Source organism: Haloarcula sp. DT43 (assembly GCF_037078405.1).
Classification (GTDB): Archaea; Halobacteriota; Halobacteria; order Halobacteriales; family Haloarculaceae; genus Haloarcula; species Haloarcula brevis.
In genome coordinates this window covers 81,394-103,474 of sequence record NZ_JAYMGZ010000001.1, presented here as the reverse complement: position 1 = coordinate 103,474, position 22,081 = coordinate 81,394, and the positions used below count along the sequence as shown (strand labels likewise).

Below are 22,081 nucleotides of genomic sequence, written 5' to 3'. Positions count from 1 at the left end.
GGCTCACTCCAGCATCGCCGCGGCGTCCTCCTTCGAGAGGTCGCCCCGCTCGAAGGCCGACAGCACGTCCAGCACGCTCTGGTCGGGGCCGTCGTCGGCCACCGCGTCGAGCGTGACCTTCTCGGAGTGGCCCACGAACTCCTCGAAGTCCGTCCCCTCCGAGAGGGCTTTCTCCTTCTTGACGCGGTAGTTGCCGCCGTCGGTCGTGTGGAGGTCCGCCGGGTGGAAGAAGTACCAGTCCTCGCGGTCGAACCGGACGGCGATGCGGGGCTTCGCGCCGAAGTTCCGCGCGAAGAAGAGCAGCGCCTCGACCTCCTCGCCGGTGAGATAGATGGGGTCGCCGGCGCTGGACTTCGCCTCGATTGCGTAGAACGTCTCGCCGTCGCCCGAGAGCACGTCCGGTAGCTCCCGCTCGGTCGCGCTGCCGCTCGCCGGCGCGCGCATCACCGCGAACCCCGCCTCGTCGAGTGCGTTGACCAGTTCGCGCTCGCGGCGGTCGCCCTTCGCGTTCGAGTTTGCCATTATCAGAGCGTGGAGCGACGGGGGTAAAACCGTTCAGATACGGACAGACCGTTCATTCCGTTCAAAGACGCGTACATCGTTTGACCTATCGCGGGGCATATACCCGCCAGTGCCCTCCCGACCGACGGCATGATTTCGCTCACGACAGCAGCGACCGTACCGACAGCGACACGACACGGGGAGCGCCACCGATGAGACGCCGACGCTTCATCGCGGCGGGCGCTGGCGTCGGCGTCGGCCTCCTCGCCGGCTGTTCCGGGTCCCCCGACTCCGGCGGGTCCGACGGTGACGGGACCACCGACAGCGATGCGACGACGGCCGACGGCGGCGCTGTCGGGGGGTTCCGGCTCCTCATCAGCGACCAACCCGCGGCCATCGGCGACTTCGACTCCCTGGACGTGTCGTTCTCGCGGGCCCGCATCTTCCGTGCGAGCGAAACAACGGACGACAGCGAGGCCGAGGAGACGGAAACGGCCACCGCCGAATCGACTGAGGCGGGGACGGCCGACGCTACCGAGACGGCGGATGATGACGACGCCGAGGACGAGACCGAAGAAGACGACGAGGACGACGGCGGCTTCGTCGTCCACGACCTCGACGGCGCGACGGTCGACCTCACCGACGTGGTCGGTGACAGGGCCATCGGCGTCCTCGACGGGGAACTCGAAGCGGGCCGGTACAGCAAAATCGAACTGTACGCCGACTCCGTCGACGGCGTCGTCGACGGCGAGTCAGTCGACGTGAAGATTCCCAGCGGGAAGCTCCAGATAACCAAGCCCTTCGAGGTGGTGGCCGGCGAATCCGTCGAGTTCGTCTTCGACATCAACGTCGTCAAGAAGGGCAACGGCGGTTACAACCTTCTGCCGGTCATCTCGGAGAGCGGGGTCGCCGGGAAGGACGTTGACGTCGAGGAGGTCGGTGGCGACGATGCGGAGGCCGACGATGACGAAGCGACCGACGGTGAGGCGACCGACGCCGAGGGGACAGACCGCGACCCGCCGGCGTCGGACCGGCCCGGCAACGAGACCGCCGCCGAGTAGGGTTTCCCTTCACTCTTCGATGCGTGACTCCAGTTCTCGGATGACCTCGTCGGTCGTGCCGCCGTCGCCCCGGACCGCCTCCGTGTAGCGTCTGTACTCCTGTGGCGACACCTGCACGGTCTTGGTCTCGCCCTTGTGGGCAATCTCCAGTTTGACGGTGCCGTGCGGGTCGTTGCGGCGGCGGAAGCTCGCCATCGCGGTGAAGACGAACCAGAACGCCACGCTGGACCCGACGAAGTACGCCATCGTCGTCTCGAACGCCAGCGTCTGCCCCCCGACCGTCCAGTTGTAGGGGTAGGCCACCTGGAACAGGACGATGCCGACGAGACAGAGGACCGCGCCAACGGCGACGCCGACCTGTTCACGTCGGCTCGACGGGAGCACGGCGACGACGCTCAGGAACATCGCGGGGATGCCCAATCCGCCCAGCGTCCCGCCGAGTTTCTCGGCGGCGTGGGGCGCCGTCGCGCCGACGACGGCCGACAGCGGGGTCGTCACGAGGAGTATCGCCACGACGACCGCCAGCGCACCGACGAACCCCAGGGTCGCACCGGCGACGACGCGGCGGGGGTCGCGCCCCTCCCAGCGCCGGTTCCCGTACGCGTCCCCGAGGTTTTCCATACCGGCCCGTTGGCGCCCGACCCACAAAACGGTACGTCAGACGCGCGTGCGACGCCGTACGGCGGCCAGCGCGTCGTCGCCGGCGGCCGTCAGCGTGCCGAGGTGGTCGGCGTCGACGGGTTCAAGCGAGGCCCGGGGAAGCCGCCGCGCGAGGGCGTTCCCCGTCGACGGGTCGACGTTGGCGTCGGCCTGCCCCTGGAACACCGTCACCGGGACGCCGACGTCTCCGAGGGCGAACGGCCACGGACGAGAGAGGCAGCGCTGCTCGCGGACGACGGCGCTCGGTCCGCGCGCCATCGCGGTCAGCATGTCCGCCCGGACGACGCGGGCCACCTCGTCGGCGCTCAGCGCGTCCGTCTCGGGCGTCTCGCCGGCGACGAACCCGACGGCGTAGGACGGGTCCCGGCGGACGGCGACCCACCGCTGGAGGCGAAAGAGCCGCCCGAGCGCCCACGGTGCGTGGCGTGACAGCGCCCCGACGAACTGCTGGACGCGGCCGGTCGAACCGACGTCGGGCGGGCCGCTGGAGCCGACGAGCGCGACGCGCTCGATTTCGGGCAGGCGGTGGCAGGCCAGCGCGAACGGGCCGCCACCGGAGAAGCCGACCGTGCCCGCGGACTCGACGTCGAGATGCGACAGCAGGGCCGCGGCGTCGTCGGGCCAGTCGCCGAGTCCGACGGGCGCGTCGGTCGAGTCCCCGATGCCCGGTCTGTCGGGAGCGATGAGCCGGACACCCCGGTCACGGGCCGGCGCGGCGAGCAGGCGCGCGACGACGTGTGAGCCGGGCGTGCCGTGACAGAACAGCACCGGATAGCCGTCGGGGTCGCCGTAGGTGGCGTAGGCCAGACGGCGGTCGTCCTGGCGGGAGAGCGTCTCCGTCTCGGTGTCGGCCGGCCGCCAGTCGGCTGCCGGGACCTGCGGCGGGGACCGCATGGGCGGCTACTCGCTCTGGATGCGCGGCGCGAGCATGTAGGTGACTCGCCCCTGTCCCTCGGCGAAACTGAAGTGCATCTTGACGGGGAACTCCTCGCCCAGTTCCATCTCTACCTCGGCGTCCTTCGGGATGGCCTTGTTCATGTTCTTCAGGTAGTCGAGCGAGAACAGCGAGTGGGCGTCCCCGGGCGTGAGGTCGATGAGGTCCTCGCGGGTGAGTTCGAGGTGCACGTCGTCGGTGTCGCCCTCTGCGTCGACGTAGAACAGTTCCTCGGTGGCGTCGACGCCCAGCGCGATGTGGTCGCTGACCATGTCCGCGGCCGTGACCGACCGGTTGATGTCTTTCCCCTCGATGACGATGTTCGCCGAGAGGTCCAAGTCCGGGAGGTCCGGCTCCTGGCGGATGGAGTCGGGGTCGATGAGCGCGAGCGTGTATTCGAGGCCGTCGATAGAGATGTGGAGCTTCCGTGTCTCCTCGTCCAGGTCCAGGTGGACGAGCTGGCCGGCGTCGGCCATGCCGGCGATGTCCTCGAGCCGGGAGAGATTGACGCCGATGAGCCCGCCGTCGGTCTCGTAGGACTCGAACGCCGCCGCGTCGAGCCGCAGGTCGACCATCCCAACGTTCGCCGGGTCGACTGCCCGGATTTCCAGCCCGTCTTCTTCGAGGTGGATCTTGCACTCGTCCACCAGCACGCTCACAGAGTCGAGAGTCGCCTGGAGCGTGTCTGCGCTCACGATGGCGTTGAACATCTTGAACCGGACTATGCCCCCATCCATTAAAAAGTCCCTCATTGAAACCGCGTGCGCGCGAGGGACTGCGGGCGGCGTCGCCGAGTGTAGAGCGGGTCCGGCTACCGACCCGTCGAACCCCGGCAATGCCGCTCGGACTCCGGCGGCGCGGTCAGGCCTCCGGTTCGAACACGTCGGGGTTCGCCGCCCCTTCGCGGTTGATGACGGCCATCATGCCCTTGCGGGCGACCCGGGAGAGCGCGTGGTCGACCAGTTTGATGGGGCCGGGCACCTCCGCGTGCAGGGTCGCGATGGCACAGGACCCCGGCTTGACCGGCGTGGTCTGGACGAACTTGTTCGGCGGCCCGGCGATAGAGCCCTGCTGCCAGACCTCGTCCCAGACGGACCCGATGGGGTGGAAACTGGAATCGAGGTTCGGGCCGCCGGCCACGAAGTACACGCGGGCGGTGTCGCCGACCGAGATGCTCGGCGCGCCGTATCGGTCCGGCGTGATGGCGTACTTCTCGCCGTTCATCAGCACGTAGGTCGGGTCCTCGGCCGCCATCGCGTCCATGTCGAAGTCGTGGTGGCCCTCCTCGCCGGCCTCGCCGGTGGTGTACAGCTCGTGCTGGCCGAAGTAGAACTCGTGGTCCACCGCGGGCAGCCCCTCTTTGGGCTCGACCAGTATCATCCCGAACATCCCCGAGGAGATGTGCATGTCGAGGTTCGGGACCGCACAGTGGTAGATGAACGCGCCGGGGTAGGTCGCCTTGAACCGGAAGGTCTTGGTCTGGCCGGGGGTGACCATCGACGCCTCCGCACCGCCGCCGGGACCGCGGACGGCGTGGAGGTCGATGTTGTGGGGCATCGAGTTGCCCGCCTCGTTCGTGATGGTGAGTTCGACGGTGTCGCCCCGACGGACCCGGACCATCGGTCCCGGAATCTGCCCGTCGAAGGTCATGTACGTGTAGGTGACGCCCGGCTCGATTTCCGCGACCTGCTCTTTGGTGGTCATCTCCACCGACACCGTCCTGGGCTGTGAGCGGTCGATTGGGTCCGGGATGTCGGTCGGGTCCGCGGCGATACGGTCGACGTCGGTCTGCTGTGCGGCGTTCATGGCTGGCTCCTGTGGGGTCGTCTTCGCCTCGGTCGGTTGCTCTCGTGCACCCGGTGCGCTGGCACAGCCCGCAAGCGAAGCCGTACCGACGCCCAGGGCCTCTAACACCCGCCTCCGCGTCGCCGTCGGAATAGTTGACATCGGGGGGTCACTTCCTACAGGTGGGACTGGGAACCTGCGATGTATAACCGAACCGCACAGTCTCAGCCGCTGAGACGCGTTTTTACTCGGTAAGAACGGCACTGAACGTGTTCGGGTCGGTGGTAAAAGACGTGCCATGGCTCGGCCGGGAACCCCGAGTCGGCACCCATTTCAGCGCTGACCGCCTTCGGACGACTATGACTGCGATTTCGCCGTGTTTCGGCGTTCGAGACCGCGGTGCGAGGTAACCATGTCGGGGAAAGACGACTACTACAACAGGGCGAAACAGGAGGGCTACCGCGCCCGGTCGGCGTACAAGCTCCAGCAACTGGACGACACGGCCGGGCTGCTCGGCGAGGGGCGGACCGTCGTCGACCTCGGGGCCGCCCCGGGCGGCTGGATGCAGGTCGCGGCCGAGCGCATCGGCGAGCGCGGGACGCTCGTCGGCGTCGACCGCCAGACCATCGACGACCTCGACGACCCCGAGCCGACCGTCGAGTACGTCCGCGGCGACATGACCGAGGACAGCACGAAAGCCGAAATCCGCGAGATAGTCGGCGAGAGCGACGGCGAGGGCGGCCCGGTCGACGTGGTCCTCTCCGACATGGCCCCGAACATGACGGGCCAGTACGACCTCGACCACGCCCGGTCGGTTCACCTCGTCCGGCAGGCCTTCGAGGTGGCGACGGACCTGCTGGACGCCGGCGGGGACTTCTGTGCCAAGGTGTTCGACGGCCAGGACCTCGCGGCCCTCATCGAAGACATCGAACCGGAGTTCGAGTACGTCCGCGAAGTCCGTCCCGACGCCTCGCGGGACTCCTCCTCGGAGCTGTACCTGGTGGCCAAACACCGCCTGACCGGGCCGGTCCGGGAGGGCGACGTCGTCGAGGTCACCATCGAGGACATCGGCGAGGAGGGCGACGGCATCGCCAAAGTCGAGAACTTCACCGTCTTCGTCAGCGGCGTCGAGGAGGGCGAGACGGTCGACGTGCGGGTCGACGACGTGAAGCCCCGCTACGCCTTCGCCGAGCCGGTCGAGTGAGTCACTCGGTGGCGGGCGCGGCCGGCGCGTGGCCGTTCCGCCGCGCGAAGCCGACGACGGCGTAGACAAAGGGCGTGTCGAGGACCGCGATGGCGAGCTTCAGCAGGTACTGGCCGACGATGAGCGCCAGCGCCTCGGCCGGCGGGACGCCCTGAAACAGGACGAAGCCGACGCCGACGAAGATGACCGTATCGATGAGCTGGCTGGAGGCCGTCGACCCGACGTTGCGCAGCCAGAGCTTCTCGCCGTCGGTCCGCTCGCGGAGCCAGTGGAACACGAACACGTCCCAGTTCTGGCTGACGACGTAGGCCGACAGGCTGGCGACGACAATGGCCGTGCTGGCCCCGAGGACGTTCCGGAAGGCCGCGAGGTCGACCGGCTGGGCCGCCTGCGGGAGCCCGGGGGCGAGAATCGTGCTCCAGACCAGCGCCAGCAGGACGAAGTTCATCCCGAAACCGACGTTGACGACGACCGTCGCGGCCCGCCGGCCGTACAGTTCGGCGTAGCAGTCGGAGGCGAAGAACGTCAGCGCGTACGCCAGCGCCGCCCCGGGCAAAACGAGCGTCGACCCGGCAAGCGGGAGCGAGACCGGCAGCGAGAACGCCAGCAGTTTCGAGGCGGTCACTTGCGAGGTGACAAGCGCCGTCACGAACAGCGCGACGAGCCCGACTCGTACCGCCTCTGACCGCTCACTGTTCATCGTTGAGGCGACCTTGCCGCTCGTCGATGTCGTCGAGGATGTCCAGCGTCTTCCGCACCGACGCGCGGATGGCTTCGCTCCGGTTGACGAACTTCCCGTCCTCGCCGACGTGCTCGTCGAGGTCGTTCAGCAGCTCGGCCGGCACTTCGACGCTTATCTTGGGCATATCCGTAGCCTACTCCGGGCGTCGTATAAGAATATTCGTCTGCCGCGCCCCGCTCCGTTCAGTCGGCCGGCTCGCTGCGGCGGTTCGCCGTCCGCCGGCCGCCCAGCGTGTACACCCAGAGGATGCCCAGACCGAGCATGTAGGAAAGCGCTGTCGGGATGCCGACGAGGAACATCGTGAAGATGCCGCTGGGCGAGAGAATCGCCGAGAGGGCGACGATGGCGATGACGACCTCGCGCCAGCGCTCGTACATCAGGTGGAACGGGATGATACCGCCCTTGTGGAACAGGAACATCGTCACCGGAATCTCCGCAAGCAGGCCGATGCCGATGGTGAGGAAGAACACGAGCCAGCCGAACTTGCTCACGCGGTAGGCGATGACCATGTTCGAGTTCAGCTGGTCGTAAGCTATCCAGGAGATGGTCATCGGGGCCACGTAGAGGAACCCGAGCAGGCTCCCGCCGATGAGCGCGGCGAACAGCGTCCCGCCCCAGATGCCCAGGATGTTGCGATTGCCGATGACGAGCCCCCGTTCGCGCATCGCCGGCCACGCGAAGTACAGCACCACGGGGATGATTGAGACGGCCCCGAGTATCGTCGAGAACTTGACGATGAACACCAGGTGCTCGACGGGGTGGAGCGTGACGATGCTCACGTCGGCGGCCATCTCCGGCGGGAGCCGGCTGACGAACGTCCGCTGGATGCGGCCGATGCCGCCCTGGTAGAGGAACAGGAACGCGGCGGCCAGCACCGCGCCGAAGATGCCGAGAATCACGAACGCCTTGGAGGCCAGCGCGCTGAGGATGAACTGGATGTCGTAGTAGTAGCCGCCGATTTCGTCCTCCGTGGTCTCGTCCTCGGTGAAGGCGTCGACCATGCCGGCGGTCGTCGAGGTGAACACGCCCGCCTCCTCTTCGTCCCCGTCGGCGGTCGGGTCCGCGTCGTCGCCGTCCTGGTCGTCCTCGTGGACCATGTCCCAGCGGTTGAGTACCGCCTGTGCCTTCTCCTCGTCGTCGTTCGCCAGGGCGGTGTCGGCGTGTGACAGCGCCTCGTGTTCGGCCATCTCCTCGAACACTTCCGGCGGGGCAACCTCGACGGCCGAGGCGTTGAGTTCCCCGATGTCGATGGCCGTCGGGTCACCGACCTGTCCGGGGCCGGCCCGGTCGGAGAGCGCTGTCAGGACGTGGTAGTAGAGGACGACGACGGCACCGACGACGCCGAACACGGCGGCGATGAGCACGGCCGTGCTCTCGACGGGGAGCCCGAACAGCGTCGGGGGCTGGATGTCGCCGGTGAGGCGGTCGGAGGGGAACACCTCGGCGAACCGCTGGACGTACTGGAACGCCGGCGTCGCCAGGACGTAGTATATCAGGCCGCCGCCCAGCACCGCGCCGCCCAGCACCGTGTTCCAGTGCTCGCGGGCGACCGCCCGGGTGCTGACCAAGTCGCCGGAGCGCCGGACCAGCATCGCGAGTTTCGCCAGCGCGAGGCTGATGCCGTAGAGGCCACACAGCGGCGCGGCCCACATAATCTGGGTGAAGGGGTCCGGCGGCGAGAACAGCGCGCCGAAGGCGAATATCGCCATCACCGCGTAGCGCCACTTGTCCCGGAACGTCTCGTAGGGGACGATTTCGGTGTAGGACAGCACCGTCATCACGAGCGGCAACTGGGCGGCGAGCCCGAAGGAGACGGCCAGCAGGAAGACGAACTGGAACCACTTGACGATGGAGTACTGCGGGGTGAAGCCGGCGTTGAACGCGTCCCCGGCGAGGAAATTGAACATCAGCGGGAAGAACAGTTCGTAGGCGTAGGCGATGCCGCCGAAAAACAGGCTCAGGCTTATCGTGACGAAGACAGCGCCCTTCCAGGCCGGGATGTGTTCGGCCGGCCACCAGCCCCGCTGGCGAAGCCCGTCGCGGCCGAAGTAGATTAGCAGCGGCAGCGACATGAGAATCCCGATGACGGCCCCGATTTTGACCTGCAGGAGGATGACGTCAAATGGCGTGACCGCGACGATGCTCGTGGCCTCCCGGGTCGTGAGGTCCATCTGCGAGTACAGGAGGTCGGCCCGCAGCGTGTCCCAGACGCCGTACTGCAGCGCCATTATCGTGCCGATCATCCCGATGACGAAGACGATGAACACCTTCTGGAGGTGCACCTGCGCCGAGCGGAGCATCGCGCCGAGCGTGGCGCGCCCGCTCTGGACTGTCTGGACGGTGTCCTCGTCGATAGCACTCGCCATCTTCTCTGTGCCTAGCCCAGTGGGCGTTATCAATTTATTCATCCCGGTGACAGCCACTGCTCGAAAAGAAAGTTTACAACACCCACCGTCTAAGCCGGGGACAGATGGAGGACGGTGACGCTGACGACGAGCGGCGCAGGTCCGAAGAGCCGCCGCTACCGTCCGACGACGGGGCCGACGACTCCCCGCCAACCGACCCCGTGGCCGAGGCTGACGCCGGCCGAGAGACGGACGTTACGGGCCCCGCCCCCGCCCCGGCCGGGGGTGACGAGGACACCGTCGACTCCCACGCCGCCCCGGCCGACTCCACCGCCGGGCTGTTCGACCGGGACGCGTCGGAGGTCGTCGCCGCCGTTCCGGCGGACGTGCCGACCGACTGGGGCAAGTCGACGCCGTCGCCGGCCGGTGCCGGACCGACGACCGGCGACCCACCCTCGCCCACCTACGACCCGGACGACGAGGTGCTTCACGAGGGCGCACCCGACGACGAGGAGATGCCCCTTGCCGACCACGTCGAGGAGATGGCGATGCGGCTGTTCGTCGTCGTCGGCGTGATGGCCGTCGTCGCCGTCATCGCCCTGCCGTACTCCGACGAACTCATCAACTTCCTGTGGTACTCGTTCCTCGACGGACCAGCCGAAGCCTGTGGGCAGGTCGCGACCAACGCCGAGGGCAGCGTCGTCCAGGGGGCGGACTGTCCGAACGTGTACAACCCGCTCGCGCTCATTCTGGCGCGGCTGAAAGTGTCGTCGCTGGTCGGCTTTATCGTCGCCTTGCCGGTGTTCGTCTACCAGACGTACCTGTTCATGCGGCCGGGGCTGTACCCCCGCGAGCGGCGCTACTACCTCGCGGCGGTCCCGACCAGCCTCGTGCTCGCGGCCGTCGGCGTCGGCTTCGCGTACTTCGCCGTCCTGCGGGCGATGTTCGACTACTTCATCACGTACTCCGACCGCGCGGCCGACCTCGCCTTCGGCCTGAGCGAGACGTTCAACCTCATCATCCTGATGCTCGGGCTGTTCGCGCTCATCTTCCAGATTCCGCTGTTCGTGATGCTCGCGGTGATGATGGGCGTGACGACCCGCCAGTGGCTCCAGGACCGGCGGCTGTACTTCTGGGGCGGGTTCGCCGCCGTGGCGTTCCTGTTCAGCCCCGACCCGACCGGGATGGCCCCGCTCATGGTCGCCGTGACGATGATAGGCCTGTTCGAGGGGACCCTGCTGCTCCTGCGGTGGACCGGCAGCACGTCGCCGATACCGACGGCCGACGACCTCGCGGCCCGCCGGCCGGTCGCGTGGCTGGCGTTCGCCCTCGCCGGCTACGTCCTCAGCCCCGCGCCGGTCCCGACCGGCTACTACGAGCAACTGCCCGCCGCCGTCACCGAGACGCTGGCGGCCGTCGGCCTCGGGAACGCGACGCCGATGCTGGTCGGCGGCGGCATGATAGCCCTGTTCGAGGCGCTGGCGTACCTCAACAAGAACTACTACGGCTCCGTGCGGCTCTGGCGTGGCTTCCGGCGGGTCCGCCTGCCGGTGTGGGGCGTCGCCATCGTCGTCGGCTACCTCGGCAGCCCCGACCCGACGCTGTTCCGCCTGGTGAACCAGTTCAGCCTCGGCCGGACGGCCGCCGTCGCCGTCGCCGCCGCGCTCATCGCACTCTACGAGGTCGGCATCGTCGTCATGCGGCGGCGGGCCGCGGAGGCGTAACGTGGGGACCCTGCTCGTCGCCCGGCACGGGGAGACCACCTGGAACCGCGATGGGCGCATCCAGGGGTGGGCCCCGAGCCGGCTGACCGACCGGGGCCAGGAGCAGGCCACGGCGCTCGGCGCGTGGCTCGACGACCGCTACGACGTGGACCGCGTCCTCGCCTCGGACCTCCGGCGCACCCGTCAGACGGCCGCCGCGGCCGACGACGGCTACGGCGGCCTGCCCGACCCCGCGTTCGACGACGGCTGGCGCGAGCGCGGTTTCGGCATCGTGCAGGGCCTGTACGCCGAGGAGCTGCTCGCGGAGTATCCCGACCACGACAGGGACGCGAGCGTCATCTCGCTCGACGCGGCCCCGGAGGGCGGCGAGGGCGTCCCGACCTTCCGCGAGCGGGTCGAGTCGACGTGGGAGCGGGCGATTGCGGCTACCGACGCCGGCGAGACGACGCTGGTGGTCACCCACGGCGGCGTCATCAAGGTCCTGCTGGCGAAGCTCACCGACCGCGACCCGGACGCGGCGCTGGCCAAACGTTCGCAGGACAACTGCGCTGTCAACGAGATTCGGCTGGACGACGGTCCGGAACTGGTCGGCGAGGAACTGACCGGCTGGCGCGCCCTGCTGGACTGACCGGGGCGCTCAGTCGACCGAGGGGTAGTCGGCGTCGAAGACGTTACTGACCACGTCCTCTTCTGACTGTCCCTCGTCTTCGGTTTCGGGACTCACGCTCCCGGTCTCGTACCCGTGGAGGTCGAGCGTCACGTGGTCGAAGCCACAGTCCTCGATGTGGTCGCGGGCGGTGCGGACGAAGTCCGGGTCGAGCGCGGTTTCGAGTTCCTTCTCGCCGACCTCGATGCGGGCGAGGCCGTCGTGGTCGCGCACCCGGAACTGCTCGAAGCCCCACGTCCGAAGGAGCCGCTCGGCCTTCTCGACGCGGGAGAGACGCTCTTCGGTCACTTCGAGCCCGGTCGGGATGCGCGAGGAGAGGCAGGCCATCGAGGGCTTGTCGGCGACCGAGAGGTCGTACTCGCGGGCGATGTCACGGACCTCCTCCTTGTCGATGTCGTGTTCCAGGAGCGGCGAGTAGGCGTCCAGTTCCTCGACGGCGCGCAGGCCGGGCCGGTGGCCCTCGCCCACGTCGGAGGCGTTGGTCCCGTCACAGACAACGTCGATGCCGAGTTCGCGGGCGCGGTCGTACATCGCACCGAGACGCATCGACCGGCAGTGGTAACACCGCATGTCGTCGTTCTCGATGAACTCCTCGCTGTCGAGTTCGGAGAACTCCACGATTTCGTGGCGGATGCCGATTTCCTCGGCCACGCGGGTGGCGTCCTCCAGTTCCGCGGCGGGGAGCGTCTCCGACTTGGCGGTACAGGCGATGGCGTCGTCGCCGAGGGCGTCGTGGGCCAGCGCGGCCACGACGCTCGAATCCACGCCACCGGAGAAGGCGATGAGCACGCCGTCTCGCGATTCGAGGTCTTCGCGGGCGGCCGCTAGCTTCTCCGAGACAGCAGACATGGACCTCTCTTCTCGGTGGAGCGCAAAAACGCCTTCGCGTTTGGCGTCGGCCGGCGCGACCGCGGGCCGTCACCGCCGCCGCTGGCGACGGGTTTTTTCTCGCTGGCGTCGAATGAGCGGGCAGATGGAGCTCGAATCGGTTCCGGGCGTCGGGGCGAAGACAGCCGCGGCGCTCCGGGAACTGGACGACCCGGAGGCGGCGCTCCGGGACGGCGACGTGGCGTCGCTCGCACGCGCACCGGGCATCAGCGAGGGCCGGGCCGCCCGCATCGCCCGCGGCGCGATACGGGCCGAACACGACGACCCCGGCGGGTTCGCCGCGACCAAACGCGCCCGGGAAATCCACGAGGACGCGCTGGCCCTGCTGACCGACCGGACGGTGACCGACTACGCCGCGAAGCGACTGGCGACGATATACCCAAGCGGCGTCCGCAGCCGCATCGAGGAAGTCCGGACCTTCGCCGAGGCGGCCATGGAGCGTGACCCCGACCCGGCGGTGCTCGACGCCCTCTCGGCCGTCGAACCGCTCGCCGAACCCGGCGACGTCCGGGTCCGGGACCGGTGTCTGGCGACCCGCGACGCCGAACGGTACGCCGACGCGCAGGCGGCCATCCCCGAGGTCAGCGTCGAGGTCGTCGACGACGCCCGCCAGCTGGCCGAGCTGGCCCGCTCGTACTCGACGGTCGTCGCCTTGGACGAGGCCTTCGCCGGCGTCGACATCGAGGGCGACGTACGGGTGGAGCCGGACGCGCTCGAAGAGCCTGAATCCGTCGTGCCCGAACGCGTGCTCACCTTCTTCGCCCGCAACCGCGACCGGATACGGGCCGCCGCCGAGGTCCACCGCGTCGCCGGCCTCGACGCGCCATGTGACCTGGCGACGCTGCTGTCGGCGCTCGACCAGCTCGACGACGACGGGAGCGTCCGCGGCGACGACGAACTGGACCGCCTCGCGACCGCGGTCGACGACCTCGACGCGGCGGTCTCCACGGCGGAGAGCGTCGCCAACGATCATCTCCGGGAGGCCATCGAGGAGCAGGATGTGACCATCGAGGGGACGGACCTGCTGTCGCTGGTCGAGCGGGGCGCGGGCGTCGATTCGCTGCTCCAGCGCGAGCTCGCCGACGAGTACGCCGCGGCCGTCGAGAAGGCCCGCGACCACCTCGTGGACGCGCTGGCACTCCGGGACATGGAGGCGACGGCGCGCCGGGCGTTCCCCGACGAGCCGGCCTACCCGGTCGAACACAGCGAGGACGTCGTCGCCCGCCTCCGCGAGGAACTGACCGCCGCGCGCGACCGGCGCGCCACCCGCCGGAAGCGGGGTCTCGCCGACGACCTCGCCGAGATGCGGGCGGACGCTGAGACGCTCGTGGACGCGGCGCTGGAACTCGACGTGGAGCTCGCGGTGGCCCGCTTCGCCGCGGACTTCGACTGCACGATGCCGGCGCTGACCGACGCCGAGGGAATCGCCATCGAGGGCGGGCGCTCGCCGCTGCTGGACGTCCCCTTCGAGGCCGTCGAGCCGGTGGACTACGCCGTCGACGGCGTGACCGTCCTCTCCGGGGTCAACAGCGGCGGGAAGACCTCGACGCTGGACCTCGTCGCGCTGGTGACGACGCTCGCGCACATGGGTCTGCCCGTCCCGGCCGAGTCGGCCCGCGTCGGTCGTGTCGCGGAACTGCACTACCACGCAAAGACCCAGGGGACGCTGGACGCCGGCGCGTTCGAGGCGACGCTCCGGGAGTTCGGCGGCCTCGTGACTGACGTGAGCGCCGACCGGCCGGTGATGGTGCTGGTCGACGAACTCGAATCCATCACGGAGCCCGGCGCGGCGGCCACCATCGTCGCCGGCATCCTCGAATCGCTGAGCGAGCGGGAGGCGACGGCCGTCTTCGTCTCGCACCTCGCCGAGGACATCCGCGACGCGGCCGAGTCCGACCTCGCCATCGACGGCATCGAGGCCGAGGGGCTGGTCGACGGCGAACTCCGGGTGAACCGCTCGCCGGTCAAGGGCAAACTCGCCCGGTCGACCCCGGAACTCATCGTCGAGAAGCTCGCCGACGACGGCGACGACGGCTTCTACGGCGACCTGCTCTCGAAGTTCGAGTAGCGACCTGTCACTGCCAGTGAACCTGTGGCAAATGGTTAAGTGCGCCGCGAAGCTCGGTGAAAGTGATGAGCGACGACCCCGAGGACCGGATGCTCGGCTGGGACGAGTCCGTCTTTCGGGACGAACACGTCTTCGAAATCGACTGGCTCCCGGAGACGTTCAAACACCGGGACACGCAGATGGAGACGCTGAAATACGCGCTCCGGCCGGCCGTCCGGGGATCGCGCCCGCTCAACGTCATCGCCCGCGGGCCGCCGGGGACGGGGAAGACCACCGCCGTCCAGATTCTGTTCGACGAACTCACCGCCCAGACGGACGTGAAAACCGTCCGGGTGAACTGCCAGATGGACTCGACGCGCTACGCCGTCTTCTCGCGGCTGTTCGCCGAGATATTCGACTACGAGCCGCCGTCCTCGGGCATCTCCTTCAAGAAGCTGTTCTCCCAGATTACCGACAAACTGGTCGAGGAAGACGAGGTGCTCGTCGTCGCCCTGGACGACGTGAACTACCTGTTCTACGAGAGCGAGGCCAGCGACACGCTGTACTCGCTGTTGCGCGCCCACGAGGCCCACTCCGGCGCGAAAATCGGCGTCATCTGCGTCTCCTCGGACCTCGACCTGGACGTCATCGACGCGCTCGACACCCGCGTCCAGTCCGTGTTCCGCCCCGAGGAAGTGTACTTCAACACCTACGGCCAGGCCGAAATCGCGGACATCCTCGGCGAGCGCGTCGACCGGGGGTTCAACGAGGGCATCGTCGGTCCCACGGTGCTCGACCGCGTCGCCGAACTGACCGAAGAGCAGGGCGGAGACCTCCGGGTCGGCATCGACCTCCTGCGCCGGGCCGGGATGAACGCCGAGATGCGGGCCTCCCGTTCGGTCGAGACTGAGGACGTGGAGGCAGCCTACGACAAGTCCAAGTACGTCCACCTCTCCAGGCGGCTGCGGGAGCTGTCCGACTCCGAGACCGCGCTCGTCGAGGTTATCGCCGCCCACGACGGCCAGCAGGCCGGCGACATCTACGACGCCTTCTCCGCGCAGACGGACCTGGGCTACACCCGCTACTCCGAGATAATCAACAAGCTCGACCAACTGGACATCATCGACGCCGAGTACACCGACGTCGAGGGCCGGGGCCGCTCGCGGGAGCTGACGCTCAACTACGACGCCGACGCGGTGCTGGAGCGGCTGTAATACAGCGTATCAAAACGTATTCAGCGCTCACTCCATCTTCTCGAAGGTCGTCTCGGCCCACTGGACGGCGTAGTCCGCGCCGTGGTCGAGGTAGGCGTCGGTGTCGAGCGCGGCGAACGGTGCGGGCAGGTCGAGCCCGTGTTTGACGCCGCTGCAGGCGAGTTCGGCGGCCGCGGCGAACTCCGTCCGGCCCTGCGCGATTTCGCTCGGGAGGTCGTCGAGCCGGGGCTGGAGGCGCTTCCCGGCGTCGTCCCACGCCGCGTGCAGGTCCGGGAAGTCGTCGGCCCAGCCGGCGAACGCCGGACGGGTCTGGAGGCCGAGATACGCGGTGTAGAGGGCCGCCGCGAGCTGGTACCGGGCGTTGGCGTCGAGGTGGCCCTCGGTGGCAGTCACGAACGCCGGGTACTGCTCGCGGAAGAAGCCGAGGAAGTGTTCGGGCTCGTCGAGGCCGACCTCGACCAGCGCCTCGGCGACGAGAAACGAGACGAAAGCGTCCGGCGAGGTCTCCAGTCGCGGCTTGACGAACACGCAGGGGGGCTCCGTCTGGCGCGTCCAGGCGACGCCGCCGTCGCCCGGCATCCCGATGGTCAGGTCGCCGCCGATGTACTGCTGTAACACTTCCGGGGCCGTGGTCGGCAGCCACGCGCCGTCGTAGGAAATCTGGTCGAGCCCGTCGGTCACCAGCAGGAGTTCCTCGGCGACGGCCGGGTCCAGCGTCTCGAAGTCGCGGTCGCAGTTCAGTACGAGCGTCTCCGGGGCGTAGGCCTCACGTACTGCCGGCAGTTCGCCGGACAGTGAACGCTCGGTGAACATCTACGCCGAGAACAGGACGAGGTTGATGACGATGCCGATTGACAGCAGTGCTGACACGCCGATGGTACCGAGGACGATTTTCGTGGCCTTGCTCATGCCAATGGGTATCCCGGGCCGGACATTAAAACTTGAGAAACGATTTTGGTGGTCCGCACCGTCCACCGGGTCTGCGCCGCGAACGCGTCTCGACGGGCACCGACTGGGACCGGCAGGGCGGGTGACGCGGTCGACAGGAACCCCGCGAGCGGCACGGCCGGCGTCAGTCGTCGGCCCCACCCACGCCCGCCTGCCTGGCCACGTCACGCCACCCACCGGACCAGAACCGGCCCGCGTTGACCGCGGCCTTCAGGTAGAAGTCGCCCACGAGCGCGGCGAACACCGCCGGAAGCCCGAGGCCGAGCCCCGGCGAGACGGTGATACCGACGACCGGCACCGTCACGACGAACGACGACGGCAGGGCGAGGGCGGCGACGGGGAGCCGGTAGCAGTAGCCACCTAGTACCGTCCCGTACAGCGGCCAGCGGGTGTCGCCAGCCCCCCGCAGGCTCCCCCGCATCGTCCGCGAAATCGAGAAACCGGCGACGAGCAGGCCGAACACGCGGACGAACGCCGCCGCCAGGTCGGGGTAGGCGGTCCCGAACAGGGCGACGATGGGGCGAGCGAAGGCCATCAGCAGGAGCGCCGCGACGAGCTGGACGGCCAGCGCCACCCGGAGCGTCTGCCAGCCGTAGGCCGTCGCCTCGCTCTCGTCGCCGGCCCCCAGGGACTGCCCGACCAGCGTCGACGCGGCGGTCGCGTACCCCCACGCCGGCATCAGCGCCAGCAGCATCACGCGGCGGCCGATGGCGTAGGCCGCGAGCGTCGGCGTCCCCAGCACGCCGAGGATGAACAGGAACGGGAAGCGGGCGAACGTCTGGAGCAGGCGCATCCCGGTCAGCGGGAGGGCGACGCGGACGATTTCGCGCACGAGGTCGGCGCTGAACTGCGGGCCGCCGGGCCGGAGCGTGACGACGTACCGCCCCGACAGCAGCAGGCCGAGGAATATCACTGCCGCGAGCGTGTTGGCAACGGCCGTGCCCCACGCCGCGCCGGCGATGCCGAGTTCGGGAAACGGGCCGACGCCGAAGATGAGGACGGCGTTGAGCGCCACGTTCGTCGGCAGCGTGAGCAGGCGGACGTACATCGGCGTCTTCGTGTCCGCGCTGCCGGCCAGCGCGCGGGCGGCGACCATGCTCCAGAACCGCGGGGCCAGCGACAGCATCACGATGGCGAGATACGTCGCGCCGAAGCGGATGGTCGCCGCGTCGTCGGTGAGCACGCCCACCAGCAGCTCCGGATAGCGCCAGCACAGCGCCGACAGCGGTAGAGAGACGAGCAGCGCGAGCCACAGCGACTGCTTGACGGCGAGGTTCGCCCGCTCGGGCTGGTCGGCTCCCTGGAGCCGCGAGACGACGCTAATCGTCCCCGAGGAGACGGCCAGCGAGAGCCCGAACCCGACGAAGTAGTACTGGAAGCCGAGTTCGAGGCCGGCGATGGCCGCGTCGCCGAGCGCCAGGCCGACCATCAGGAAGTCGGCGAGCCGAAGCAGGATGCGGAGGCCGCCGGTGACCATCACCGGCGCGGCGAGGTCGGTCGCGGCGGTCGCCTTCTTCCGGTCGACGAGTCCCGCGCTGGCGAGCATCGCGGGAAACGCGGTCAGCAGACGGCGCAGGGGTCCACCGTTCGACATCGCCCTGATCTCGATGGCCCAGCCCCCTGTGGGTTTCGGGACGGCCGTGGTTTTTTGCCACGGAGCGCCCCAGCCCTGCACATGCCTCCCGTCGAAGCCGGCGAGACGTTCACCGAGACGCGGACGTTCCGCCCCGAAGACGTCGACCAGTTCGCCGCCCTCTCCGGCGACGACCAGGCCCGCCACACCGACCCCGACGCGGCGGGGCGGCGGATGGTCCAGGGGTTGCTCACCGCGTCACTGCTTACCAGCATCGGCGGGGACCTCGAAGTGCTCGCCTCGCGGATGGACCTGCGGTTCCAGCGGCCGGTGTACACCGGCCAGCCGCTTGTCTGTGAACTGACGGTGGCGAGCGTCGACCCGCGGCCGGACGGCGGCGTCGATATCGTCGGCGACGTGACTGTCCGGCGCGTCGACCGCGGCGACGACGCCGGTGGTCCAGCAGACACGAACCAGGCCGCCGGAACCGTCGTCCTCGAAGCGACCGTCGAGGGAATAATCAGGGAATGAGCTGTTCGCCGTCGTCGTCGTAGACGGTGATGGCGTCGACCGGACAGGTCCGGGCGGCGAACTTCGCGTCCAGTTCGGCGTCGTCGGGCACGTCCCGGACGAACACGTCCGCTTCGCGTTCCTCGCTGTCCGCCAGCACGGCCTTGCCGGCGTCCTCGTCGCGCTCGAAGGCGTCCCACTCCGCGACACACTGGAACATCCCGATACAGGTGTCGTAGTCGTACTCGATTCGCATACCCCGTGTTGGCCGCTCGCGGGCAAAGGCGTTCCCCTCGCCGCCGTCGCGGGTGCAGTGCGACAGTTTAAATCGCGGCAGGGCCCAATCGGGGTGTAATGGACGTTGCGGACCTGCCGGGCGTGCCCGAGTGGCTCCCGGACCACCTTCGCGACGACGGCATCGAGGAGCTGTATCCGCCCCAGGCCGAGGCCGTCGAGGCCGGCGTCACCGAGGGGGAGAACCTGGTCGCGTCGATTCCGACGGCCAGCGGCAAGACCCTCATCGCCGAGCTAGCGATGCTCTCGTCGGTCGCCCGCGGCGGCAAGGCGCTGTACATCGTTCCGCTGCGGGCGCTGGCCAGCGAGAAGCAGGCCGACTTCGAGGAGTTCGAGCAGTACGGCCTCGACGTCGGCGTCTCGACGGGCAACTACGAGTCCGAGGGCGGGTGGCTCGCGGACAAGGACATCGTCGTCGCCACCAGCGAGAAGGTCGACTCGCTCGTGCGCAACGACGCCCCCTGGATAGAGGACCTCACCTGCGTCGTCACCGACGAGGTCCACCTCGTCGACGACGGCGAGCGCGGGCCGACGCTGGAGGTGACGCTGGCGAAGCTCCGCCGGCTCAACCCCGACCTGCAGACGGTGGCGCTGTCGGCGACCATCGGCAACGCCGAGGCGCTGGCGACGTGGCTCGACGCTGGTCTCGTCGATTCGGACTGGCGGCCCATCGACCTCCAGAAGGGGGTCCACTACGGGCAGGCGCTACACCTCGAAGACGGCAGCCAGCAGCGCCTCTCGGTGCGGAACAACGAGAAGCCGACCGCGGCCATCGTCCGCGACACGCTGGAAGACGACGGGTCGACGCTGGTGTTCGTCAACTCCCGTCGCAATGCCGAGGCGGCGGCAGGCCGGCTGGCAAACACCGTCCGGCCCCACCTTACTGACGAGGAGCGGACCAAGCTGGCCGACATCGCGGAGGAAATCCGCGACGTGAGTGACACGGAGACCAGCGACGACCTCGCGGACGCCGTCGCCGACGGGGCGGCGTTCCACCACGCCGGCCTCTCGCGGGGTCACCGCGAACTCGTCGAGGCGGCCTTCCGGGACCGGCTGGTGAAGGTCGTCTGCGCGACGCCGACGCTCGCCGCCGGCGTCAACACGCCCTCGCGGCGCGTCGTCGTCCGCGACTGGCGGCGCTACGACGGTTCGGCCGGCGGGATGGCCCCGCTCTCGGTGCTCGAAGTCCACCAGATGATGGGACGGGCCGGTCGGCCGGGGCTCGACCCTTACGGCGAGGCGGTCCTCATCGCCAACAGCCACGACGAAGTGGACGAACTGTTCGAGCGGTACGTCTGGGCCGACCCCGAGCCGGTCCGGTCGAAACTGGCCGCCGAGCCGGCCCTGCGAACTCACATCCTCGCCACCGTCGCCTCCGGGTTCGCCCGCTCTCGGTCGGGGCTGCTGGAGTTTCTCGAACAGACGCTGTACGCCAGCCAGACCGACGAGGGCGGCCAGCTCGAACGGGTCGTCGACGACGTGCTCACCTACCTCCAGCGCAACGACTTCCTCGAAATCGAGAACGGGGAACTGGATGCCACCTCGCTGGGCCACACCGTCTCGCGGCTCTACCTGGACCCGATGAGCGCCGCCGAAATCGTCGACGGCCTCCGAGACTGGGAGCGACGCGGCGGCCGGTCGTCACCCGACGGCGACCGGGCGACGACGCCCGCCGAGAGCGGCTTCACCACGGCGAGCGAACTCGCCGAGGACGCCGACGGGGGCGACGCGGACCCGGGCGACATCCCCGCGCTGGGGCTGTACCACCTCGTCTCGCGCACGCCGGACATGTACCAGCTGTACCTCCGCTCGGGCGACCGCGAGGACTACGAGATGGAGCTGTTCGAGCGCGAAGCGGAGCTGCTCGGTCCCACGCCCTCGGAGTACGAGGAGGGGCGCTTCGAGGACTGGCTCTCGGCGCTGAAGACCGCCAGACTGCTCGAGGACTGGGCGACGGAGATCGACGAGGCGACCATCACGGACCGGTACGGCGTCGGTCCGGGCGACATCCGCGGGAAGGTCGAGACCGCCCAGTGGCTGCTGGGGGCCGCCGAATCGCTGGCCAGCGAGGTCGACCTGGACGCCGCGCGAGCCATCAGCGAGGCGCGCATCCGCGTCGAACACGGCGTCCGGGAGGAGTTGGTCGACCTGGCCGGCGTCCGCGGCGTCGGCCGCAAGCGCGCTCGCCGGCTGTTCCAGGCCGGTATCACCGACCGCGCCGAACTCCGGGACGCCGACAAGTCGGTCGTGCTGGCGGCGCTCCGGGGCCGCCGGAAGACGGCCGAGAACGTGCTGGAGAACGCCGGCCACCGGGACCCGTCGATGGAGGGCGTCGAGCCAGCCCAGGACGTGTCCGTCGACCTCGACGACGGCGAAACGGATACGAACGGCGACACCACGGCCGACGACGACCAGTCGAGCCTGGGTGATTTCTGATGGAGGTCGTCGAGGGCACCGCCGCCATCGACGACGTGGGCGCGTTCGTGGAGACGCTCGGCGCAATCGGTGGCCGCCACGGCGTCACGGTGCAGGCGTTCGACGCCCGCTACGTCGCGGACCGCGAACACCTCGAACTGGCTGTCGAACTCGCCACGCGGGCCCACGGTCGAGGCGACGGAATTGCCGACGACTTCGGCGTCGAGATACTGCTGTACGCGGCCGGTCGCCGCCAGATAAACCGCGCGCTGACGATGGGCGTCGGCGAAGGGGCCTGTCCCGTCGTGGCCGTGGTCGTCGACCCTGCTGAGGCTATTTCCCACGTAGGTGACGGTGGGCAGGAAGACATCGACGCAGCCGCCGACGAGGTCCGCGCCCACCTCACGCCCGCGTCGACGCTCGGCGAGTACGACGAGGCGCGCGTCCGGTCGTTCTTCGACGTGACCGACGCCGAACTCGCCGCGACGGCCGGCGGCCTTCCCGACGCCGTCCGGGAGCGCGTCGCGCTGTTGCCGGTCGAGAAGTAGCGACAGTATTTTTGACGCAGG

At 69.1% G+C, this 22,081-nt stretch carries 22 protein-coding genes; 9 read left to right on the top strand and 13 right to left on the bottom strand.

What is annotated here, in order from left to right:
* Positions 1 to 3: 3 nt before the first annotated feature.
* Complete coding sequence (hjc, locus tag VI123_RS00535) at positions 4 to 522, bottom strand: Holliday junction resolvase Hjc (RefSeq protein ID WP_336336134.1); 519 nt, start codon at positions 520 to 522, stop codon at positions 4 to 6.
* 191 nt (positions 523 to 713) lie between these two features.
* On the opposite strand from hjc, the gene VI123_RS00530 reads away from it, so the two are divergent.
* Positions 714 to 1,562 carry a DUF4382 domain-containing protein gene (locus VI123_RS00530; RefSeq protein ID WP_336336133.1) on the top strand — a complete coding sequence of 283 codons (849 nt, stop codon included), beginning with the start codon at positions 714 to 716 and terminating at the stop codon, positions 1,560 to 1,562.
* Between the two features lie 9 nt (positions 1,563 to 1,571).
* Here the strand turns inward: VI123_RS00530 and VI123_RS00525 are convergent, their stop codons facing one another.
* The 4 genes from VI123_RS00525 to nirK all read right to left on the bottom strand — a co-directional run bounded on the left by VI123_RS00525 (position 1,572) and on the right by nirK (position 5,103).
* The gene (locus VI123_RS00525) at positions 1,572 to 2,183 is read right to left on the bottom strand and encodes a DUF7139 domain-containing protein (protein ID WP_336336132.1); all 612 of its coding nucleotides are present in this window, start codon (positions 2,181 to 2,183) and stop codon (positions 1,572 to 1,574) included.
* Between the two features lie 36 nt (positions 2,184 to 2,219).
* Positions 2,220 to 3,116: an alpha/beta fold hydrolase gene (locus tag VI123_RS00520; RefSeq protein WP_336336131.1), complete on the bottom strand. Its 897-nt coding sequence runs from the start codon at positions 3,114 to 3,116 to the stop codon at positions 2,220 to 2,222.
* A 6-nt stretch (positions 3,117 to 3,122) separates the two neighbouring features.
* Positions 3,123 to 3,866, bottom strand: coding sequence for a DNA polymerase sliding clamp (locus VI123_RS00515; protein WP_336337356.1), 744 nt, complete (start codon positions 3,864 to 3,866; stop codon positions 3,123 to 3,125).
* Between the two features lie 151 nt (positions 3,867 to 4,017).
* A complete protein-coding gene (nirK, locus tag VI123_RS00510; RefSeq protein ID WP_336336130.1) occupies positions 4,018 to 5,103 on the bottom strand; it encodes a copper-containing nitrite reductase in 1,086 nt (361 codons plus the stop codon).
* 250 nt (positions 5,104 to 5,353) lie between these two features.
* Between nirK and VI123_RS00505 the strand changes: the two genes are divergently transcribed.
* Positions 5,354 to 6,145, top strand: coding sequence for a 23S rRNA (uridine(2552)-2'-O)-methyltransferase (locus tag VI123_RS00505; RefSeq protein ID WP_336336129.1), 792 nt, complete (start codon positions 5,354 to 5,356; stop codon positions 6,143 to 6,145).
* 1 nt (position 6,146) lies between these two features.
* On the opposite strand, the gene VI123_RS00500 is transcribed toward VI123_RS00505, so the two are convergent.
* The 3 genes from VI123_RS00500 to VI123_RS00490 are packed head-to-tail and all read right to left on the bottom strand — an operon-like array spanning position 6,147 to position 9,253.
* Positions 6,147 to 6,845 carry a queuosine precursor transporter gene (locus VI123_RS00500; RefSeq protein ID WP_336336128.1) on the bottom strand — a complete coding sequence of 233 codons (699 nt, stop codon included), beginning with the start codon at positions 6,843 to 6,845 and terminating at the stop codon, positions 6,147 to 6,149.
* Positions 6,835 to 7,011 (bottom strand): ribbon-helix-helix domain-containing protein, encoded by a 177-nt coding sequence (locus VI123_RS00495; RefSeq protein WP_336336127.1) that lies wholly within the window; start codon positions 7,009 to 7,011, stop codon positions 6,835 to 6,837. Before VI123_RS00495 ends, VI123_RS00500 begins: the two co-directional genes overlap by 11 nt.
* 58 nt (positions 7,012 to 7,069) lie before the next feature.
* Complete coding sequence (locus VI123_RS00490) at positions 7,070 to 9,253, bottom strand: twin-arginine translocase subunit TatC (protein WP_336336126.1); 2,184 nt, start codon at positions 9,251 to 9,253, stop codon at positions 7,070 to 7,072.
* Between the two features lie 104 nt (positions 9,254 to 9,357).
* On the opposite strand from VI123_RS00490, the gene VI123_RS00485 reads away from it, so the two are divergent.
* Positions 9,358 to 10,956: a twin-arginine translocase subunit TatC gene (locus VI123_RS00485; RefSeq protein ID WP_336336125.1), complete on the top strand. Its 1,599-nt coding sequence runs from the start codon at positions 9,358 to 9,360 to the stop codon at positions 10,954 to 10,956.
* Between the two features lies 1 nt (position 10,957).
* Complete coding sequence (locus VI123_RS00480) at positions 10,958 to 11,584, top strand: histidine phosphatase family protein (protein WP_336336124.1); 627 nt, start codon at positions 10,958 to 10,960, stop codon at positions 11,582 to 11,584.
* A gap of 9 nt (positions 11,585 to 11,593) precedes the next feature.
* Here the strand turns inward: VI123_RS00480 and larE are convergent, their stop codons facing one another.
* On the bottom strand, positions 11,594 to 12,472 hold the full coding sequence (larE, locus tag VI123_RS00475) for an ATP-dependent sacrificial sulfur transferase LarE (RefSeq protein ID WP_336336123.1): 879 nt from the start codon (positions 12,470 to 12,472) through the stop codon (positions 11,594 to 11,596).
* Between the two features lie 124 nt (positions 12,473 to 12,596).
* Between larE and VI123_RS00470 the strand changes: the two genes are divergently transcribed.
* Positions 12,597 to 14,579, top strand: a complete 1,983-nt coding sequence (locus tag VI123_RS00470; RefSeq protein ID WP_336336122.1) for a MutS-related protein — start codon at positions 12,597 to 12,599, stop codon at positions 14,577 to 14,579.
* 65 nt (positions 14,580 to 14,644) lie between these two features.
* Positions 14,645 to 15,772, top strand: a complete 1,128-nt coding sequence (locus tag VI123_RS00465) for an ORC1-type DNA replication protein (RefSeq protein ID WP_336336121.1) — start codon at positions 14,645 to 14,647, stop codon at positions 15,770 to 15,772.
* 27 nt (positions 15,773 to 15,799) lie between these two features.
* Here the strand turns inward: VI123_RS00465 and VI123_RS00460 are convergent, their stop codons facing one another.
* The 3 genes from VI123_RS00460 to VI123_RS00455 all read right to left on the bottom strand — a co-directional run bounded on the left by VI123_RS00460 (position 15,800) and on the right by VI123_RS00455 (position 18,314).
* Positions 15,800 to 16,585, bottom strand: a complete 786-nt coding sequence (locus tag VI123_RS00460) for a DUF7089 family protein (protein ID WP_336336120.1) — start codon at positions 16,583 to 16,585, stop codon at positions 15,800 to 15,802.
* Complete coding sequence (locus VI123_RS19360; protein ID WP_008306998.1) at positions 16,586 to 16,681, bottom strand: hypothetical protein; 96 nt, start codon at positions 16,679 to 16,681, stop codon at positions 16,586 to 16,588.
* A 163-nt stretch (positions 16,682 to 16,844) separates the two neighbouring features.
* Entirely contained in the window at positions 16,845 to 18,314 is a 1,470-nt protein-coding gene (locus tag VI123_RS00455) for an MATE family efflux transporter (protein WP_336336119.1), read from the bottom strand.
* An 81-nt stretch (positions 18,315 to 18,395) separates the two neighbouring features.
* On the opposite strand from VI123_RS00455, the gene VI123_RS00450 reads away from it, so the two are divergent.
* Positions 18,396 to 18,824 carry a MaoC/PaaZ C-terminal domain-containing protein gene (locus VI123_RS00450; protein ID WP_336336118.1) on the top strand — a complete coding sequence of 143 codons (429 nt, stop codon included), beginning with the start codon at positions 18,396 to 18,398 and terminating at the stop codon, positions 18,822 to 18,824.
* Here the strand turns inward: VI123_RS00450 and VI123_RS00445 are convergent.
* Positions 18,814 to 19,059 (bottom strand): ferredoxin, encoded by a 246-nt coding sequence (locus VI123_RS00445; protein WP_336336117.1) that lies wholly within the window; start codon positions 19,057 to 19,059, stop codon positions 18,814 to 18,816. The two genes, VI123_RS00450 and VI123_RS00445, sit on opposite strands and share 11 nt — an antisense overlap.
* A gap of 98 nt (positions 19,060 to 19,157) precedes the next feature.
* Here VI123_RS00445 and VI123_RS00440 point away from each other — a divergent pair, with 98 nt between their 5' ends.
* Both VI123_RS00440 and cgi121 read left to right on the top strand, forming a co-directional pair.
* Positions 19,158 to 21,533: an ATP-dependent DNA helicase gene (locus VI123_RS00440; protein ID WP_336336116.1), complete on the top strand. Its 2,376-nt coding sequence runs from the start codon at positions 19,158 to 19,160 to the stop codon at positions 21,531 to 21,533.
* A complete protein-coding gene (gene cgi121, locus VI123_RS00435) occupies positions 21,533 to 22,060 on the top strand; it encodes a KEOPS complex subunit Cgi121 (protein ID WP_336336115.1) in 528 nt (175 codons plus the stop codon). The genes VI123_RS00440 and cgi121 overlap by 1 nt, the downstream gene beginning before the upstream one ends.
* Positions 22,061 to 22,081 lie beyond the last annotated feature (21 nt).

Coding starts and splice junctions, on each gene's coding strand:
- hjc (WP_336336134.1), bottom strand. CDS start 522: ATGGCAAACTCGAACGCGAAGGGCGACCGCCGCGAGCGCGAACTGGTC.
- VI123_RS00530 (WP_336336133.1), top strand. CDS start 714: ATGAGACGCCGACGCTTCATCGCGGCGGGCGCTGGCGTCGGCGTCGGC.
- VI123_RS00525 (WP_336336132.1), bottom strand. CDS start 2,183: ATGGAAAACCTCGGGGACGCGTACGGGAACCGGCGCTGGGAGGGGCGC.
- VI123_RS00520 (WP_336336131.1), bottom strand. CDS start 3,116: ATGCGGTCCCCGCCGCAGGTCCCGGCAGCCGACTGGCGGCCGGCCGAC.
- VI123_RS00515 (WP_336337356.1), bottom strand. CDS start 3,866: ATGTTCAACGCCATCGTGAGCGCAGACACGCTCCAGGCGACTCTCGAC.
- nirK (WP_336336130.1), bottom strand. CDS start 5,103: ATGTCAACTATTCCGACGGCGACGCGGAGGCGGGTGTTAGAGGCCCTG.
- VI123_RS00505 (WP_336336129.1), top strand. CDS start 5,354: ATGTCGGGGAAAGACGACTACTACAACAGGGCGAAACAGGAGGGCTAC.
- VI123_RS00500 (WP_336336128.1), bottom strand. CDS start 6,845: ATGAACAGTGAGCGGTCAGAGGCGGTACGAGTCGGGCTCGTCGCGCTG.
- VI123_RS00495 (WP_336336127.1), bottom strand. CDS start 7,011: ATGCCCAAGATAAGCGTCGAAGTGCCGGCCGAGCTGCTGAACGACCTC.
- VI123_RS00490 (WP_336336126.1), bottom strand. CDS start 9,253: ATGGCGAGTGCTATCGACGAGGACACCGTCCAGACAGTCCAGAGCGGG.
- VI123_RS00485 (WP_336336125.1), top strand. CDS start 9,358: ATGGAGGACGGTGACGCTGACGACGAGCGGCGCAGGTCCGAAGAGCCG.
- larE (WP_336336123.1), bottom strand. CDS start 12,472: ATGTCTGCTGTCTCGGAGAAGCTAGCGGCCGCCCGCGAAGACCTCGAA.
- VI123_RS00470 (WP_336336122.1), top strand. CDS start 12,597: ATGGAGCTCGAATCGGTTCCGGGCGTCGGGGCGAAGACAGCCGCGGCG.
- VI123_RS00465 (WP_336336121.1), top strand. CDS start 14,645: ATGAGCGACGACCCCGAGGACCGGATGCTCGGCTGGGACGAGTCCGTC.
- VI123_RS00460 (WP_336336120.1), bottom strand. CDS start 16,585: ATGTTCACCGAGCGTTCACTGTCCGGCGAACTGCCGGCAGTACGTGAG.
- VI123_RS19360 (WP_008306998.1), bottom strand. CDS start 16,681: ATGAGCAAGGCCACGAAAATCGTCCTCGGTACCATCGGCGTGTCAGCA.
- VI123_RS00455 (WP_336336119.1), bottom strand. CDS start 18,314: ATGTCGAACGGTGGACCCCTGCGCCGTCTGCTGACCGCGTTTCCCGCG.
- VI123_RS00450 (WP_336336118.1), top strand. CDS start 18,396: ATGCCTCCCGTCGAAGCCGGCGAGACGTTCACCGAGACGCGGACGTTC.
- VI123_RS00445 (WP_336336117.1), bottom strand. CDS start 19,059: ATGCGAATCGAGTACGACTACGACACCTGTATCGGGATGTTCCAGTGT.
- VI123_RS00440 (WP_336336116.1), top strand. CDS start 19,158: ATGGACGTTGCGGACCTGCCGGGCGTGCCCGAGTGGCTCCCGGACCAC.
- cgi121 (WP_336336115.1), top strand. CDS start 21,533: ATGGAGGTCGTCGAGGGCACCGCCGCCATCGACGACGTGGGCGCGTTC.